13 protein-coding genes, 1 tRNA gene and 1 pseudogene are annotated in these 14,888 nt (G+C 68.6%); 6 read left to right on the top strand and 9 right to left on the bottom strand.

Annotated features, from left to right (window positions below; translation table 11 throughout):
* Positions 1 to 43 precede the first annotated feature (43 nt).
* Positions 44 to 571, top strand: coding sequence for a dihydrofolate reductase family protein (locus tag H9634_RS06580; RefSeq protein WP_165884468.1), 528 nt, complete (start codon positions 44 to 46; stop codon positions 569 to 571).
* 83 nt (positions 572 to 654) lie between these two features.
* Here H9634_RS06580 and H9634_RS06575 read toward each other — a convergent pair.
* The 3 genes from H9634_RS06575 to H9634_RS06565 all read right to left on the bottom strand — a co-directional run bounded on the left by H9634_RS06575 (position 655) and on the right by H9634_RS06565 (position 1,798).
* Positions 655 to 742, bottom strand: a tRNA-Ser gene (locus H9634_RS06575).
* A 38-nt stretch (positions 743 to 780) separates the two neighbouring features.
* Positions 781 to 1,212 (bottom strand): tRNA adenosine(34) deaminase TadA, encoded by a 432-nt coding sequence (tadA, locus tag H9634_RS06570; RefSeq protein ID WP_165884943.1) that lies wholly within the window; start codon positions 1,210 to 1,212, stop codon positions 781 to 783.
* 40 nt (positions 1,213 to 1,252) lie between these two features.
* Positions 1,253 to 1,798 (bottom strand): tRNA adenosine deaminase-associated protein, encoded by a 546-nt coding sequence (locus H9634_RS06565; protein ID WP_165884467.1) that lies wholly within the window; start codon positions 1,796 to 1,798, stop codon positions 1,253 to 1,255.
* Between the two features lie 110 nt (positions 1,799 to 1,908).
* On the opposite strand from H9634_RS06565, the gene upp reads away from it, so the two are divergent.
* The 3 genes from upp (at position 1,909) to H9634_RS06550 (ending at position 4,833) form a co-directional block, all read left to right on the top strand.
* Positions 1,909 to 2,544 carry a uracil phosphoribosyltransferase gene (upp, locus tag H9634_RS06560; protein ID WP_191725916.1) on the top strand — a complete coding sequence of 212 codons (636 nt, stop codon included), beginning with the start codon at positions 1,909 to 1,911 and terminating at the stop codon, positions 2,542 to 2,544.
* Positions 2,545 to 2,975: 431 nt separating this feature from the next.
* The gene (locus tag H9634_RS06555) at positions 2,976 to 3,758 is read left to right on the top strand and encodes a winged helix-turn-helix domain-containing protein (RefSeq protein WP_191725915.1); all 783 of its coding nucleotides are present in this window, start codon (positions 2,976 to 2,978) and stop codon (positions 3,756 to 3,758) included.
* Positions 3,759 to 3,903: 145 nt separating this feature from the next.
* Positions 3,904 to 4,833 carry an endonuclease/exonuclease/phosphatase family protein gene (locus tag H9634_RS06550; protein ID WP_191725914.1) on the top strand — a complete coding sequence of 310 codons (930 nt, stop codon included), beginning with the start codon at positions 3,904 to 3,906 and terminating at the stop codon, positions 4,831 to 4,833.
* Positions 4,834 to 4,837: 4 nt separating this feature from the next.
* Here the strand turns inward: H9634_RS06550 and H9634_RS06545 are convergent, their stop codons facing one another.
* The 3 genes from H9634_RS06545 to H9634_RS06535 all read right to left on the bottom strand — a co-directional run bounded on the left by H9634_RS06545 (position 4,838) and on the right by H9634_RS06535 (position 9,354).
* The gene (locus H9634_RS06545; protein ID WP_191725913.1) at positions 4,838 to 6,064 is read right to left on the bottom strand and encodes a MarP family serine protease; all 1,227 of its coding nucleotides are present in this window, start codon (positions 6,062 to 6,064) and stop codon (positions 4,838 to 4,840) included.
* An 8-nt stretch (positions 6,065 to 6,072) separates the two neighbouring features.
* Positions 6,073 to 7,626 carry a PrsW family intramembrane metalloprotease gene (locus tag H9634_RS14725; RefSeq protein ID WP_263598799.1) on the bottom strand — a complete coding sequence of 518 codons (1,554 nt, stop codon included), beginning with the start codon at positions 7,624 to 7,626 and terminating at the stop codon, positions 6,073 to 6,075.
* 228 nt (positions 7,627 to 7,854) lie between these two features.
* A complete protein-coding gene (locus H9634_RS06535; protein WP_191725912.1) occupies positions 7,855 to 9,354 on the bottom strand; it encodes a malate:quinone oxidoreductase in 1,500 nt (499 codons plus the stop codon).
* Between the two features lie 221 nt (positions 9,355 to 9,575).
* On the opposite strand from H9634_RS06535, the gene H9634_RS06530 reads away from it, so the two are divergent.
* On the top strand, positions 9,576 to 11,057 hold the full coding sequence (locus H9634_RS06530; protein WP_191725911.1) for a hypothetical protein: 1,482 nt from the start codon (positions 9,576 to 9,578) through the stop codon (positions 11,055 to 11,057).
* A 2-nt stretch (positions 11,058 to 11,059) separates the two neighbouring features.
* Here H9634_RS06530 and H9634_RS06525 read toward each other — a convergent pair whose 3' ends face one another.
* Together H9634_RS06525 and H9634_RS06520 are read right to left on the bottom strand one after the other, a co-directional pair.
* Positions 11,060 to 13,057 carry an acetoacetate--CoA ligase gene (locus H9634_RS06525; protein WP_191725910.1) on the bottom strand — a complete coding sequence of 666 codons (1,998 nt, stop codon included), beginning with the start codon at positions 13,055 to 13,057 and terminating at the stop codon, positions 11,060 to 11,062.
* 90 nt (positions 13,058 to 13,147) lie between these two features.
* Entirely contained in the window at positions 13,148 to 14,398 is a 1,251-nt protein-coding gene (locus H9634_RS06520) for a GntR family transcriptional regulator (RefSeq protein ID WP_318245036.1), read from the bottom strand.
* A 37-nt stretch (positions 14,399 to 14,435) separates the two neighbouring features.
* On the opposite strand from H9634_RS06520, the gene H9634_RS14720 reads away from it, so the two are divergent.
* Complete coding sequence (locus H9634_RS14720; protein ID WP_263598801.1) at positions 14,436 to 14,564, top strand: hypothetical protein; 129 nt, start codon at positions 14,436 to 14,438, stop codon at positions 14,562 to 14,564.
* A gap of 65 nt (positions 14,565 to 14,629) precedes the next feature.
* On the opposite strand, the pseudogene H9634_RS14475 reads toward H9634_RS14720, so the two are convergent.
* Positions 14,630 to 14,800, bottom strand: a pseudogene (locus tag H9634_RS14475) (helix-turn-helix domain-containing protein); the annotation flags it as partial.
* Between the last annotated feature and the right edge of the window lie 88 nt (positions 14,801 to 14,888).

Raw genomic sequence — 14,888 nt, 5'->3', positions numbered from 1 at the left:
CCGGCAGAGCCGCCGGCGCACAGGCTGAACAGAGAGGACCCAGATGGGACAGCTAGCCGTCAATCTCTTCACGACACTCGACGGGTCAGCCGAGCACCCCGACCGCTGGCATGGGCCGTACTTCGACACCGCGATGGGCAAGGCGGTCGATGCGCACATCATGCGCTGCGACGGCTACCTCATGGGCCGGGTGCTCCACGATGCTTGGGCGGCGTACTGGCCGCAGGCCGAGGACCCCTTCGCCGAGTTCATCAACCGGATCCCCAAGTACGTGCTCTCGACGACGCTGGAGTCCTCGCCGTGGGAGAACACGCAGGTGCTCTCCAGCATGGCCGAGGTCAAGGCGCTCAAGGAGCGCACACCGAACTGGATCGGGATGTCCGGCAGCCTCGCCACGTTGCGCGGGCTGCTGACAGCTGGGCTGGTCGACGAGCTCAATCTGCTCATCGATCCGGTCGTCGTATCAGGTGAGCAGAAGTGGACCGATGGGCTTGATGGGCAGGCCTTCTCGATCGTCTCGCATGAGACCTTCGACACCGGCGCTCAGCACCTCATCATGCGCCCGAACTGAGCGGTGATCCGCCTGGTTCAGGCCGGAATGACATGAGCCCTGACCTGCGATGTTCTCGCTGGTCAGGGCTCATGTGTCATGCGCGGTAGCGGTGGGATTTGAACCCACGGTACGGGGTTGCCGTACACAACATTTCGAGTGTTGCACCTTCGGCCGCTCGGACACGCTACCGCGGAATACTCTACAACGGGTGCCCGGGCGTCACCAAATCAGCGGCGGGAGGCGAAGAACTCGACCAGCCCGGCGGCGCACTCATCGGCACACACCCCGCCCACCACCTCGGGCACGTGCAGGCTCGCCCGGTCCCGGGCGACATCCCACACCGAACCGCAGGCACCGGCCTTGTCGTCATAGGCGCCGAATACGATCCGCTCGACGCGGGCGGCGACCGCGGCACCGGCGCACATGACGCACGGCTCCAAAGTCACGACGAGGGTGGCGCCGGTCAGCCGCCAGCTCCCGAGGTGCCGGCCGGCTTCGCGCAGCGCCTGCACCTCAGCGTGGGCAGTCGGGTCGTGCAGCGCTTCGCGCTCGTTGAATCCGGTGCCGATGATCGCGCCGGCAGCGTCGATGACAACGGCGCCGATCGGGACATCGGCGCTGGCATCGGTGCGGGCGGCGGCGGCGAGGGCAGCGCCCATCCATTCGCGGTAGACCGCCGGGTGGGCGATGCCGCCGCGGTCAGCCGGCTGAGCCGAGGGCATCGGCGAAGCCGGCCTTCTCTCCGATGTGGGCGACGACGCGGGCCGGGTCGGACTGGTAGCGGCTGACCTGCTCCAAGAGCTCATCGGCGGTGACGTCGCGATCGGCGTAGATGCCTGCGTCTCCGCCCCAGACGGCATCGGCTTCGGGTTCGAACATGCCGACTTCGGCCTCGTCCTCGGCATCATCGTCATCACCGTCGCGCTCGGGGCCGGCGTCGAAGTGCTCGGAGTCATCGAGTGTCGACGGGCCGGAGTCGAGGTAGTCGGCGAAGATGTCGGCGTACGGGCTCTCTTCAGCGGCGGCGATATCGGAGATGAACACCCGCACCTCGTCATCGGCGAGCAGCCGGACGAGAGCGAACCACTCGTCTTCATGCTCGATGACGGCGATCGCCTCGCCGTCCTCACCGGCGCTGCGCATCATCTCGATGAGATCGTCCAGCGTTGCCGCATCACGCATGTCGAGGTCGAGGGGCCGGTATCCGTCCGCGCCCTCGGCGAGGATCTCGGTGAAATAAGCCATGTCTCCATTCTGTCCGATGCCGGCTCAGCAGACCAGCCTCTGCCCGTATGCAGAAGATCCACATCTCACCGGGTGACCGCAGGCCGTCTCGATCCGGTAGATTCAGGGGCATGGAGCTCCACATCGCAGACCACCCGCTCATCGCCCATAAGCTCACCGTGCTGCGCGACGAGCGCACCGATCCCGGCCGCTTCCGCGGACTGACCGAAGAGCTCGTTGCACTGCTCGCCTACGAGGCCACCCGCAACATCCGGGTCGTCGACAAGGAGATCAGCACTCCCGTCTGCCCGATGACCGGCACGAAACTCTCCTCCCCCAGGCCTGTGGTCGTGCCGATCCTGCGCGCCGGCCTCGGCATGCTCGATGGGATGCTCAAGATGCTGCCGACGGCCGAGGTCGGGTTCCTCGGGCTCGTCCGCGATGAGGAGACCCTCGAAGCCCACGCCTATGCCAACCGGCTGCCCAGCGACCTGCGCGACCGGCAGGTCTTCGTCATCGACCCGATGCTGGCCACCGGCGGCACCCTGGCGATGGCGATCGACTTCCTGCTCGAGCGCGGCGTCTCCGACGTCACTGCGATCTGCCTTGTGAGCGCCCCGGAAGGCGTGCGCCACATCGAGGAGCGCTACGAGGGAATCGCAAATGTCACCGTCCACACCGCGGCCCTGGACGAGAAGCTCAACGAGAAGGGCTACATCGTGCCCGGTCTCGGCGATGCCGGCGACCGCATGTACGGAATCGTCTGAACCGGTGCGAGGAGCCTCTTCAGCTCCGACGCGCGTTCAGTGGTGAATCCGGAGGCGTGGTTTCTACACGAAACGCACATTGGCGCGTTCACCCTGGTCAGCGGGCTGCGCCCCTGAGGTGGACTAACGCTGATCTTGGCCCGCCCGCAGGCCCGCCGGAAACACGAGGACAGCGGCTCACTGTCGGCACATCACCGGCCAGAGATTGTCATAAAACGTCATAGACGTCTCAGATCCGCGTCCGCCGATTGCTTTGCGCGAAATCTGTGAAGAATAATGACAGCCATGCACCGAACCCCCTGTCACCGCCTCGCGCGCAGCGCCATCGCCATGATGCGCTGCGTCCGCGGCCTGCGGTGACGACAGGCATGGGCTGCGGACGTGAAGCACGATGCGCCTGACTCCACTGCTCACGCCCAAGGACGACGAACATGACTGTCTCATCCCTTCCCTTCCACCCGCGCAGCGCCGCGGCCACTCGCCGCCAGGGAGCCCGGTTGACCTCCGTTGATCCCGCCACCGCGCCCCGCGTCTTCGGCCCGGCCGGCCGCAGCCGCCAGACCAGCGACGCCCCGGCCCACAAGCCGGCCCGCGGCATCATCGTCTACATCGGCCTCGATGAGGACAAGGCAGCCGAAGACGGCACCAACCTCACCGCCATCGCCCAGTCGCTGCAGGAGCACATCCGCGCGCTCTCCCCGCAGGCCGAAGCACAGACCGTCATCGCCCTGGCCCCCGACGGACCGGACCGCGACCTCGACGCCGTGCGAGCCGTGGCCACCGGCTCGCCGGCAGCCACCGGCACCCCGGCCGGACGGCACGGCCCACTGCGCTCCCGCGTACCCGCCCGCGTGCGCCCACCCCAGCCGAGCGAGGAGCTCGCCCCGCAATCCGAGACCCGGGTGCGCATCGACATCCCGCGCCGCGAGGTCACCGTCGACGGGCAGCTGGCGGCAGTGACGACCAAGGAGTTCGACCTGCTCGCCACGCTCGTCTCGGCCGCCGGTTCGACGCTCTCACGCGGCGATCTCATCACCGCGCTGTGGGGCGAGAGCCCCGAGCGGCCCGACGAGCGCACCGTCGACGTGCACATCCGCCGGCTGCGCAATCGGCTCGGCGCCTTCTCCTCGATCGTGCGCACGATCCGCGGGGCCGGCTACCGCTACGACGCCCACCCCGACGTCACCGTCTGGACGGCGACCGCCTCGAGGTGACCACCGCCTCGGCGCCGGCGGCAGACCCCGGCAAACCCGGGTTGGCCGAGGGTGCTGTGAGACCTTGCTGTGAGTCCCCTGCCCGGGCGGTCTCACCAGGGTGTCCTTAAGCGTTCAATCAGCTTTGCGCCCTATAGTTCAACCGATGCAGAAACGTCAGTCTTCGCCCGGCAAGGGCATTGTCGTCTTCGTGGTGGGGCTGCTGCTGGCCGCCCTGCTCGCGATGCATACCCTCATCCCGACGACTCGCGGGATCGCGCTCATCGTCGAATCCCTGCTCCCCTGGGCGTGGGTGCTGCTGGTCCTGCTGCTCATCGCCGCGCTCATCCGGTTCTCCGTCTTCGGCATCCTCGGCGTGCTCATCCCCGCGCTCGTGTGGGGCGGCATGTTCTACCCGTACCTGCGCCCGGCCGACACACCGGATGATGCCGATATCGTCGTCGCCAGCCAGAACGTCGGTGCGCGGATGCCGCAGCCCACAGCCACCGCGCAGAACCTCATCAACCACGACCCGGATGTCGTGGCCATCCAGGAGATCGAGTCGCTGTCGGGCAAGATCATCAAGAAGCAGCTCGACTCCGCCTTCGAGCACACCGCGGTCACCGACACGATCGGGCTCTGGTCGCGCTGGCCGATGACGAAGCCCGAAGAGATCGACCTCGGCATGCAGTGGCCGCGCGCCATCGCCACCACGCTGAAGACCGATAAGGGCAATGTGCGCCTGTACTCGGTGCATATGCCCTCGGTGCGCCCGGGGCAGGAGTCCCTGCGCAATTCGGCGCTGAACGAGCTGGCCGAGCGGATCAGGTCCGATGACGCCCAGCGGGTCATCGTCGCCGGTGACTTCAACTCAGCAAACTCCGACCGCTACTTCAAGGAGCTCAGCTCCGAACTCGTCGACGCCCGCGAGGCTGCCGGCGGCGGCTTCGGCTTCACCTGGCCGAGCGTGTTCCCGGTCGTGCGCCTGGATCATGTGCTCGTCCGCGGTCTCGACCCGGTCGGCGATCGTGTGCTCGATCGCGGCACGAGCGATCACCGGGCGATCATCAGCTACCTCGACGTCCCGGCGAGCTGAGCGCTCAGCCGGTCTGCGTCTGCTGCTGATGCTGCGGGACCTGCTCGGCGCACCGATCGGTGCTCACCGGAGCAGTTGCCTGTTGGCCGCGGCGCAGGATCCCATCGATCTCATCGAGGGTGAGCGCATAGCCGGTCTCCGCCTCAGTCGCCGAGCGGGCGAACACCATCCCCACGACCCGGCCCTCAGCATCGAGCAGCGGGCCGCCGGAGTTGCCTGAGCGCACGATCCCGCGCACCGAGTAGATGTGGCGAGTGACGCTGTCCTCGTTGTAGATGTCGAGGCCGCGGGCCGAGAGCTGCTCGCGCACGCGCGCCGGCGAGATCGTGTACGGCCCGTTCTCCGGGAATCCGACGAGCACCGAGTCTGCCCCGGCGCCGAGGTCGGAGCCGAGTTCCAGCGCTGGTGCCGGCAGGTCGGGTACCCGCAGGACTGCCGCATCGGTGCCGGGGTCGAAGGCGACGACTTCGGCGTTGTACGGTTCGCCAGTGCCGGCGATCTGCACGGTCAGCGATTGTGCGCCGGCGACGACGTGGGCATTCGTGGCGACGAGCCCGTCGCCATAGACCCAGCCGGTGCCCTCCTGCAGGCGGCCGCATTCGGTGCGTGAGGTCACGACTTTGACGACGGATCCGTCGACCTGCCGGCCGACGTCGACCATCGCCGGGTTCGGTTCGCCGACCCCGCGGATGCGTTCGCGCTGGCCTTCGAAGACCTGCGGGAAGCCGTTGTCGGCTAAGGCGGTGCCGAGTGTGCCGAGCGCCTCGGTCGAGGTGATCGGCAGCATCCGGTCCATCGCGGCGACGATCGCTGAGTCAGCCACCCACCGGTTGGGCTGGAGGAACGGGGTGGTGCGGATCCAGCCGGCGGCCAGCCAGACGACGAGCAGGGTGGCGATGATGCTCGAAAGCGCCCCGCCGGTGGCGTCGAGACCGCGGCCGCTGGGGCTCGTGAGCTTCGTGCGCAGGTACGCACCAAGCAGACCGAGGCCGACCGAGCAGGCAACGGCCAGGAGCAGCGGAAACAGCACCTCGGCGGCGGGGTGATTGCGGTCGTGGACGATGTCCGTGCTCACCAGCAGCTCGGCGACTGGGCCGGCGAGCAGTCGGCCAAGCACGAGACCGAGGATGAAGCCGACGAGCGTCGAAGCACCGACGAGGAAACCGCGGCTCCAGCCGAGCAGCAGCGCGCCGATGGCGAGCAGGACGATGACGACGTCGACAGCGGCCACGAGTGGGGTTACCTGCGCATTGCCGGGTTGAAGCCCTGGGGCTGCTGGACGCGGCGCATCATGGTCGTGCGGATCTTGACGAACTGGTCGAGCTCGTACTTCTCGACCTGCCGTTCCTTCTCCCCGCCGACGCCGGCGAGCACCCGGGTGCGGATGCTGGCGAGGTCGGCGGACTTGCGGATGAGGCGGCGCATCTCCGGCAGGGCGCCGGGGTACTGGTTGGCCCAGCGCTTGCCGGCGCGGCGGCCCTTCCAGGTGCCGAGCATGTCGACCTCACCGTGGGTCAGCCAGCCGGCGTTGGCGTAGTCGCCGAGCGACTGGCGGGTGTGGATCGACTCGTTGCGGCGCAGCAGCAGTCCGCTGCCGAGCCAGAAGCCGGACATGATGGCCGACAAACCGATCATGATCACGAGGCCGAGGAGGCCCAGCGAGCCGACGATGGTGGCGGTGCCGTTCCACAGTGCGTGGAGGAACATGCCGGCGATGAGGCCGGGGAACCACATGAGCACGACGAGCCACCACTGGCCGCGGCGGGCGGCGAAGCCGATGGACAGGCCGTGGCAGATGACGAAGGTCGAGTGCAGCAGCGGGCTCATCACCCCGCGCATAACGAAGGTCATTGCGAGGCCTCCGAGGGCGGCCTCTTCGAAAGATGAGGAGAGGTAGAGCAGGTTCTCGGTGAAGGCGAAGCCGGCACCGATGAGGGAACCGTAGACCCAGCCGTCGAGAGGTCCTTCGAAGTACTTGCGGGCGGCGAGGACGATGACGACGAGGAAGACGCCCTTCGTCGACTCCTCGAACAGCGGCGCGAAGACGACTGCACCGAGCACGTCGCCGGATGCGTCGATGCCGACCAGGGCCAGGGCGGTGATGCCGATGACCTGGGCAACGAGCGTCATGATGATCGAGGCGACGGCACCCCACAGCAGGCAGGCGACGAGCAGCAGGATGGGCTGCGGCTTCCACCGGTCGAACCACCACACCATGAGCATGATGAACAGCAGCGGGATCGCCGCCAGCAGGATGACGATCGGTCCGGCCGGCAGCAGGACGGCGCTGAAGCCGAGGATGAGGAGCAGCCCGAGACCGAGGAGTCCGACGAGCCCGATGCTCACGATGGTGCGAGCGAGATCGGCGCCTTCGGTCGGGTTGGCCAGCTGGGGCTGGCGCTGGATCGCCTGGGTGACCCACGGCTGTTCGGCAGGCCCGCCGGCGTGCGGCTGGACCTGCGCGCGCATGCGCATCTCCTGGGTCACCGTCGGGGAGAACCGCGGCTGCGCGTAGGCGCGCTGCTCCGGCTGGCCGTAGCCGCCGGGGCCGACTGGCTGGCCATGCGGGGCCGGCTGCTGCGGCGGGAAGGGACGTCCGTGCGGGTGACCGTGCGGGCCCGGCTGCTGGTGCACGGGGCCGGAACCGTGCGGGCCGGGCTGAGGCTGGGGGCGGAACCGGTCGTGCGCCGGGCCCTGCTGCGGGTAGGGGTGGCCCTGCTGCGGGAAGGGCTGGCCGTGCGGGGGTCGCTGGTGAGGCTGACCCTGGGGGCCGGGGTAACGCGGGTCAGACATGTGCTGCGCCCTCTCAGTCCGTATCGCAAATGGTCAATGGTTGCGGTGTCATCTCAGTCTACGCACGCACACGGACACCGCCGGTCACCTCGTGTGGCAGATGCGGCACACTCTGCCACATCCGCCTCAACTGAAGCCACAGGTGAGCTGTGCTGGAACTGAACCACCGCCGCGGGCACGGCGAAGGCCGCCGGACATGATGCCCGGCGGCCTCCCTCAGCCCGAACGTCAGTCCAGGTCGCGGTTCTCGCGCGGGGTGATCTGCAGGGTGCGGGCGGTGTACTCGGACAGTTCGTCGAGCAGCGCCTCGTCCTCGTGCAGCTGGCGGCCGAGCGAGGGCACCATGTCCTTGAGGCGGGCCTCCCAGCCGTCGTACTGGCGCGGGAAGCACTTCTTGAGCAGGTTGAACATGATCGGTGCAGCCGTCGAAGCACCCGGCGAGGCGCCGAGCAGGGCGGCCAGCGAGCCGTCGGCAGCGGAGATGAGCTCGGTGCCGAAGCCGAGCACGCCGCCCTTGTCCTTGTCCTTCTTCATCACCTGGACACGCTGGCCGGCGGTGATGAACTCCCAGTCCGACGGGTTGACCTCGGGGGTGAAGTCGGCGAGTGCCTCGTAGCGCTTCTTCTTCGTCGAGGCGAGTTCGCCGAGCAGGTAGCTGACGAGGTCGAAGTTGTCCTTGGCGACGTTGAGCATGACCGGCAGGTTGTTGCCGCGCACCGAGAACGGCAGGTCGGTGAACCTGCCCTTCTTGAGGAACTTCGGGGTGAAGCCGGCGTAGGGGCCGAACATGAGGTATTCCTTGCCCTGCACGACGCGGGTGTCGAGGTGCGGGACCGACATCGGCGGAGCGCCGAAGGCGGCCTGGCCGTAGACCTTGGCGTGGTGGCGGGCGACGAGCTCGGGGTTCGAGGTGCGCAGGAACAGGCCGGAGACCGGGAAGCCGCCGTAGCCGTGGCCCTCGGCGATGCCGGAGCGCTGCAGCAGGTGCAGAGCGCCGCCGCCGGCGCCGATGAAGACGAACTTCGCGTCGACGGCGAAGATCTCACCGGCGGTCGTGTTCTTCACGTGCACGCGCCAGCCCTCGGCAGTGCGGTTGAGGTCGGAGACCTCGTGGCCGGTGAGGATCTGGGCGTTCTTCGTACCGGCGTGGGTGAGCAGCTGGCGCGAGAGCGAACCGAAGTCGACGTCGGTGCCGGTGGCGACCTTCGACAGGCCGTTGACCTGGCCAGGCCCGCGGTTCTCGAACATCAGCGGCAGCCACTCGGCCTGCACGGCCGGGTCGTCGGTGTACTCCATCTCCTTGAACAGCGGGTTGCGCACCATCGTCTCGTAGCGGGTGCGGATGTAGTCCCGGCCCTTCTCGCCGCGGCCGTAGGAGATGTGCGGAACCTGGCTGATGAAGGTCGAAGGATCGGTGAGCACGCCTTCGTCGACGAGGTGCGACCAGAACTGGCGCGAGACATGGAACTGCTCGTTGATGTTGATCGCCTTGGTGATGTCGACGTTGCCGTTGGCATCGGCCGGCGAGTAGTTGAGCTCGCACAGCGCGGCGTGGCCGGTGCCGGCGTTGTTCCACGGGTCCGAGCTTTCGCGGGCAACGTAGTCGAGGCGCTCGTAGACGCGGACATCCCACCCCGGCTGGAGCTCAGCCAGCAGCGCCGCCAGCGTGGCGCTCATGATGCCGCCGCCGATGAGGACGACGTCGGCGCTTTCCTTCGTGTAAGTCAATGAAATCCCTCGGATCGTAAGGTCAGGCCGCCCTGTGCGGGCACGCCGCTGATAAAAGGAGGATCATCACGCAGTTTACTCCCCGTCCGCGCTGCCTCCGAACTCGGGGAGGTCCTGCTCCCGCGTGCTGTGGCGGCTGTGGATGGTGCGCGTGTGTCCACAGCCGTGCCCGAGGTGTTCTGTCGTGGGCGGGCGACCGCTGGACTGGGCGCATGAGACGAGTGAGCATTTCCGCCCGGCAGCTGCGCCGGGCCGCCGCAGTGACGACCGTGTCCGTTCTGGCTGCCATCGGCCCGGTGGCCGCCGCGCCACCTGTGCTGGCTGCCGGCCTGGCCGGAGGTGAGGGGCCGCCTGCGCTGTCCACCTCACCGGACCTGTCCACCCCGCCGCACCTGCGCCCGGACGTCGGGCTGGACGGGGGCCCGCAGCCGGAGCGCTACCGCAGCACGAATGCCGGGATGTACGGCCCTGGCCTGTGGCATCGCGCTTCGGCCGGGCGCACCTGGTACGGCGCGTACTTCTCCCTGCCGGGCAGTTCGCTTTCCCATGCGGCGGCCTACTGCATCGACGCCGGTTTGAAGTCCCCGTATCCGCAGTACTTCACACGAGCCGACGGGCAGACGGTGGCGTCTGCGGAGACGGCGTGGGCGCTTTCGACACACAGCTCGGCTGATGATGCCGGGATTCAGGCGGCGCTGGCGGCGGTCGCCCGACTCGATGAGAACCTCGAGCATGATCATGCGATCGCGCCTGCCGAACCGGGTGAGCTCGGCGCGGAGTTCGCACAGGCTGCCGAGGCGTATGCGCACATCACGAAGGACGCCGCTGACCTGGCGGGTCCCTACCGGGTGGAGCTGAGCTTGGAGGAAGGCGATGAGCTGGCTCTCGACGGGCTGGCGACCCCGCTGCCGGCGACCGAACCAGCAGGTGAACCGGCAGGTGAACCGGCCCAGGCCGGCAGCGGTCCCTTCCAGCGTCTGCTTCAGGCGCGGGTCAACGTGGTGTCAGCCTCAGGCGAGGCGCTTGATGACATTCCGCTGACTGTCGAGGTCTCCGGCGGCGCAGTCGAGGAGACCGAGCTGCGTTCGACCGCCGAACCGCTGACCTTCAGCGTCCGGCCCGACGGCGTGAGCACAGAGCCGGTGTCGGTGACAGTGACCGCCACCGGGCTGCCGGCCACCGATGTCGTCGTCTACGACCCGGTCGACCCGCAGACGGGCAAGCCCGCCGCGCGCGTGCAGAGCATCGTCACCGCCGGTGAGCCGACGACGGCCTCGGCCAGCGCCGAGCACACGGTCGAATCCGCGCCGACTATTCCACCCATGACACCGCCGATCGTCACCGTCCCGCCGATCGAATCACCGCCTGCCACCGAGCCGCCGCCGACGCAGGAACCCCCGCAGGAGACGACGACTCCACCGGCACCTGACACGACGGCCCCGCCAGCCCCTGAGATGACGGCCCCGCCTGAGACCCAGGAGCCGCCGCAGGAGACGCAGCCGGCGGAGTCGCAGCCGCCGACGTCCGAGGCTGCACCCCCGCCGCCACCGACGGCGCGGCCGCAGGCGGAGGCACCCACGTCAGATGAGCTGCCGCGCACCGGCCCGGTCGGCACCGGGGCAGCGCTCGGTTCGGCGCTGCTGCTGCTCGGCTGCGGAATCGCAGCGATCACCGTCGCTCGCGGGCTGAAACGCGAGGACTGATCTCACCGGCGATCGCGGGCGAAGGCGGAGGCTCGTTCGATATACCAGTCGAGCACCTGCGGTTCGGCCGCGGTCGCCCGGTTGATCGACCCAGGGTCAGCGCCCTGGAAGATCCGTTTGATCGGCACCTCCATCACCTTGCCGGTGCGGGTCGTCGGCACGGCCGGGGCTTCGATGATCTCGTCGGGCACATAGCGCGGGGAGATCTGCTCGCGGATGGCTGTCACGATCGTGCTGTGCAGCTCATCGGTCAGCGTGTGTCCTGCCGCCGGGACGACGAACAGCGGCATGTAATAGTCACCGTCACCCAGCTCAGCACCGATGACCATCGAGGACTGCACACCGTCGACGGCATCGACGACCTGGCAGATGTCGGCTGAGCCCATCCGGATGCCGCCGCGGTTGATCGTCGAGTCCGAGCGGCCGTGGATGATGAAGCTGCCGTCGTCGAAGTGGGTGACCCAGTCGCCGTGGCGCCACACTCCGGGGAACGCGTCGAAGTAGGCCTCGCGGTAACGGCTGCCGTCCGGGTCGTTCCAGAAGAACACCGGCATCGAGGGCATCGGCTGCGTAACGACGAACTCGCCGAGCTCACCGGTGACCGGCTGGCCGTGGGAGTCGAAGGCCTGCGCGTCGACGCCGAGGTAGGCGCCTTGCAGGTGTCCGCGGACCACCGGGTCGTGCGGGTTCGAGCCGATGAAGCCGGAGGCGATGTCGGTGCCGCCGGAGTCGGATCCCAGGTGGATGTCGTCGTGGACGTGCTGGTAGATCCAGTCCCAGGTGCTCTCCGGCAGCGGGGATCCGGTCGAGAGGATCTTGCGCAGGGCGGAGAGGTTGTAGCGGGCCGCCGGTGAGAGCCCCGATTTCTGCACGAGGGTGAGGATCGCCGCTCCGGTGCCGAAGGAGGTTGCGCGTTCGCGTTCGAGGATCTCGAACTGCTTGTCCGGCACACCGGCGACAGGGGATCCGTCGTAGGTGATGATCGTCGCGCCGACGGTCATGATGTTGATGAGCAGGTTCCACACCACCCACGTGGTCGCCACTGCCATATAGCAGCGATCGTCTGGGGCGAAGTCGTACTGCAGCGCGTTGGCCTTGAGCGCTTCGATCGTCACGCCGCCGTGGCCGTGGACGATGCCCTTCGGCTTGCCTGTCGTGCCCGAGGAGTACAGCACCCACAGCGGGTGGGAGAAGCCGACGGGTTCGAAGACGGGTTCGACGGGGTCAGCGACGATCGCCGAGTGCAGCGCGGTCCCCTCACCCGGTGTGCTGGGCTCGAGCTCGTCGCCGAGTTGGTCGATGAGGATGTGGTGTTCGATGCTCGGCAGCGCGGCGCGCAGGTCGGGCACGATCGAGCGCATGTCGAGATGCTTGCCGTTGAAGAGGTATCCGTCGACGGTGATGAGGACCTTCGCCTCCAGCTGGGCGAAGCGATCGGCGATGCCGGTGAGTCCGAAGTCCGGGCCGACGACCGACCACACGGCGCCGACGGTTGCGCAGGCGAGCATCGCCTCGACGGCCTGCGGGATGTTCGGCAGCACCGCACACACGGTGTCGCCGGGCTGCACGTCGTGCTCGCGCAGCCAGGCGGCCAGCGCCCCGACCCGGCCGGCGAGCTCGCGCCCGGTCAACGACTCGCGGCGCTCGTCCTCATGCAGCCCGACGAGCGCCTCGGCATCTGGGCGGGTGTGCACGTGGCGGAAGATGTTCTCGGCGTAGTTGCACGTTGCTCCGGCGAACCAGGTGATGCCGGGCATCTCGGTCCCGGTGCGTACGGGGCCGTCGCCGCGGTCGCCGATGACGTCGAAGTACTCCCAGATGCTGTCCCAGAACGCGTCGAGTTCGCGCACCGACCAGTCATGCAGCTGCCGGTAGCCGCGGGTCTCGACTCCGCGGGTGCGTGCCAGCCACTGCTGGTAGTCATGCATCCGGCTGGCTTCCACCCGCTCACGCGATGGAGTCCACAGCACGGCGTCACTGCGGTCGGTTTCTGGGCTCATCTCTGCTCCGTCCTCCCGGTCTGCCTGCCGGGTCGCTGGCGATCACCGTAGTCATTGTGCCAGCTAATGTGGCCTGCGTCTCACCTGCTGTCAGCCGGTCAGACGCGCCCACAGGTCGATGTCGAAGCTGCGGTGCTGGACCATCCCGGCCATGTGCCGGACGGCGTTGTCGAGTTTGCCGCGCCACGCCTCGATCGCTGAGTCTGCGTCCCCGCGTTCGAGCGCCTCGACGATGCGGGTGTTGTCGTAGATGATGCGCCGTGCGGCCGGTGAGTAGTCGACGCGCAGCACCGAGATGTAGAGCCGCAGCCGGAGGATGAGCGCTTCGAAGGTGCGGGCGGTCTGGGCGAGTCCAGCTGCGCGGGCGAATTCCTGCTGGAAGCGCAGATCAGCATCGCCGACGCTGAGCCCCGTGCGCAGGCCGAGCCGGGCGACGGCCGGGATCCGGTCGAGGGCATGCCGGACGGGTACAAGGTCGCGGCGCGGGCGGGTGGCCAGATTGCGCAGCAGCACGATGCCCAGTGCCTGCCGGCTGGCGTAGACGTCGAGCACATCGCGTGAGGTGATGACCGGGATGCGCACATCACCATGCGAGCCATCGAGCAGCTCGTCATCGACCATGCGCCGCAGCGGCACATCGACTGCCGCTCTGCCGATCCCGAGGCGGGAGGCCAGTTGGGCCGACCGGATCCGGTCGCCGACGGTGTAACCGGAGTCGATGATCTCCTCGCGCAGGGCGAGGGCGAGCTGTTCGGTCAGGGAGGGCTGTTCGCGCGGCAGCCAGGCCGACACGTTCGGAGCCGTCAGATCCGGCCCCTCGCCCCGGCCTGCATCACGCCATTTCGATTCAGAACTCTTGCGATCTGCGGTTCTGGCCCCCGCGACCCAGGCGAGACCCTCCAACCCGCGGGTGACCTGCTGGGCCAGGGCATCGAGCAGGTCGCCGGGCACATCGGCGCAGTCGGCCAGCAGCGCTCGCAGCCGGGTGCTGAACTCCTCCAGGTCGGTGGTGTGCTCGACGGCAGCATCGCGCCACGCCGCTGGCGAGAGATGGCTGTCGTCGTCCGCGAGTACGGCGAGCGGGTCGAAGATGAGAACGCGGTCGGCTGGCACCTCAGCCGCGGCGGCCAGCGCCCGGGTGACGGGCCCGAACCGGGACTCGGCTGCCGGGCGGCGGGCCCAAGCGGCCAGCCCTGCCGCGTGCATCCCGGCGGTCACACTGGCCGCCCGCCGCGATCGAGCCCGGGGCCCGCGGGTGGAGATGCGGGCTGAGCACGAAAGCCGGCTGGCGGCGATGACGGCCAGCGGGAACCCGACCGCGCAGGCCTCCAGGCACAGCACAGACCTGGACTCCTCAGCGCGTGACTGTGCAACGGGTGTGAAGCGCGAGACCGCCCGGCTGACGATCGGCTGGCTCAGCCCGGTCATCTCCGCGATCCCGCGCGTCGAGTACGCCCGGGCATCGATCCGCGCACCAGCACCAGCGAGGATCGCCGCCACCACCTGATCCGCTGTCGCCTGCACGGCCGGGGGGGGGGGGGGGGGGGGGGGGGGGGGGGCCAGCCGCTGTGCGGCCGGCAGTGAGGGATCGGATTCCTGCCAGCGGCGCACCCAGCGCCGCACGGAGGCCGCCGAGACTCCACAGGCGGCAGCCGCCTCGGCGACGGACGTCCCGGCCAGCACCTGTTCGACGGCGTGCAGGCGCACCTCGGTGGGCACCGCGCGTCCGGCCAGGGCAACCATCTCCTCAGGTCCGTTCAATACTTCTGACTCATCAGTATGGCAGATCGATGTGAGATGCATGACATGGCCGGCGGGCCGACCGCATACT

Origin of the sequence: Brevibacterium gallinarum (genome assembly GCF_014836885.1) — a bacterium.
Lineage (GTDB): Bacteria > Actinomycetota > Actinomycetes > Actinomycetales > Brevibacteriaceae > Brevibacterium > Brevibacterium gallinarum.
The sequence above is the reverse complement of the archived record's forward strand: the minus strand, read 5'-3'. Positions and strand labels throughout refer to the sequence as shown.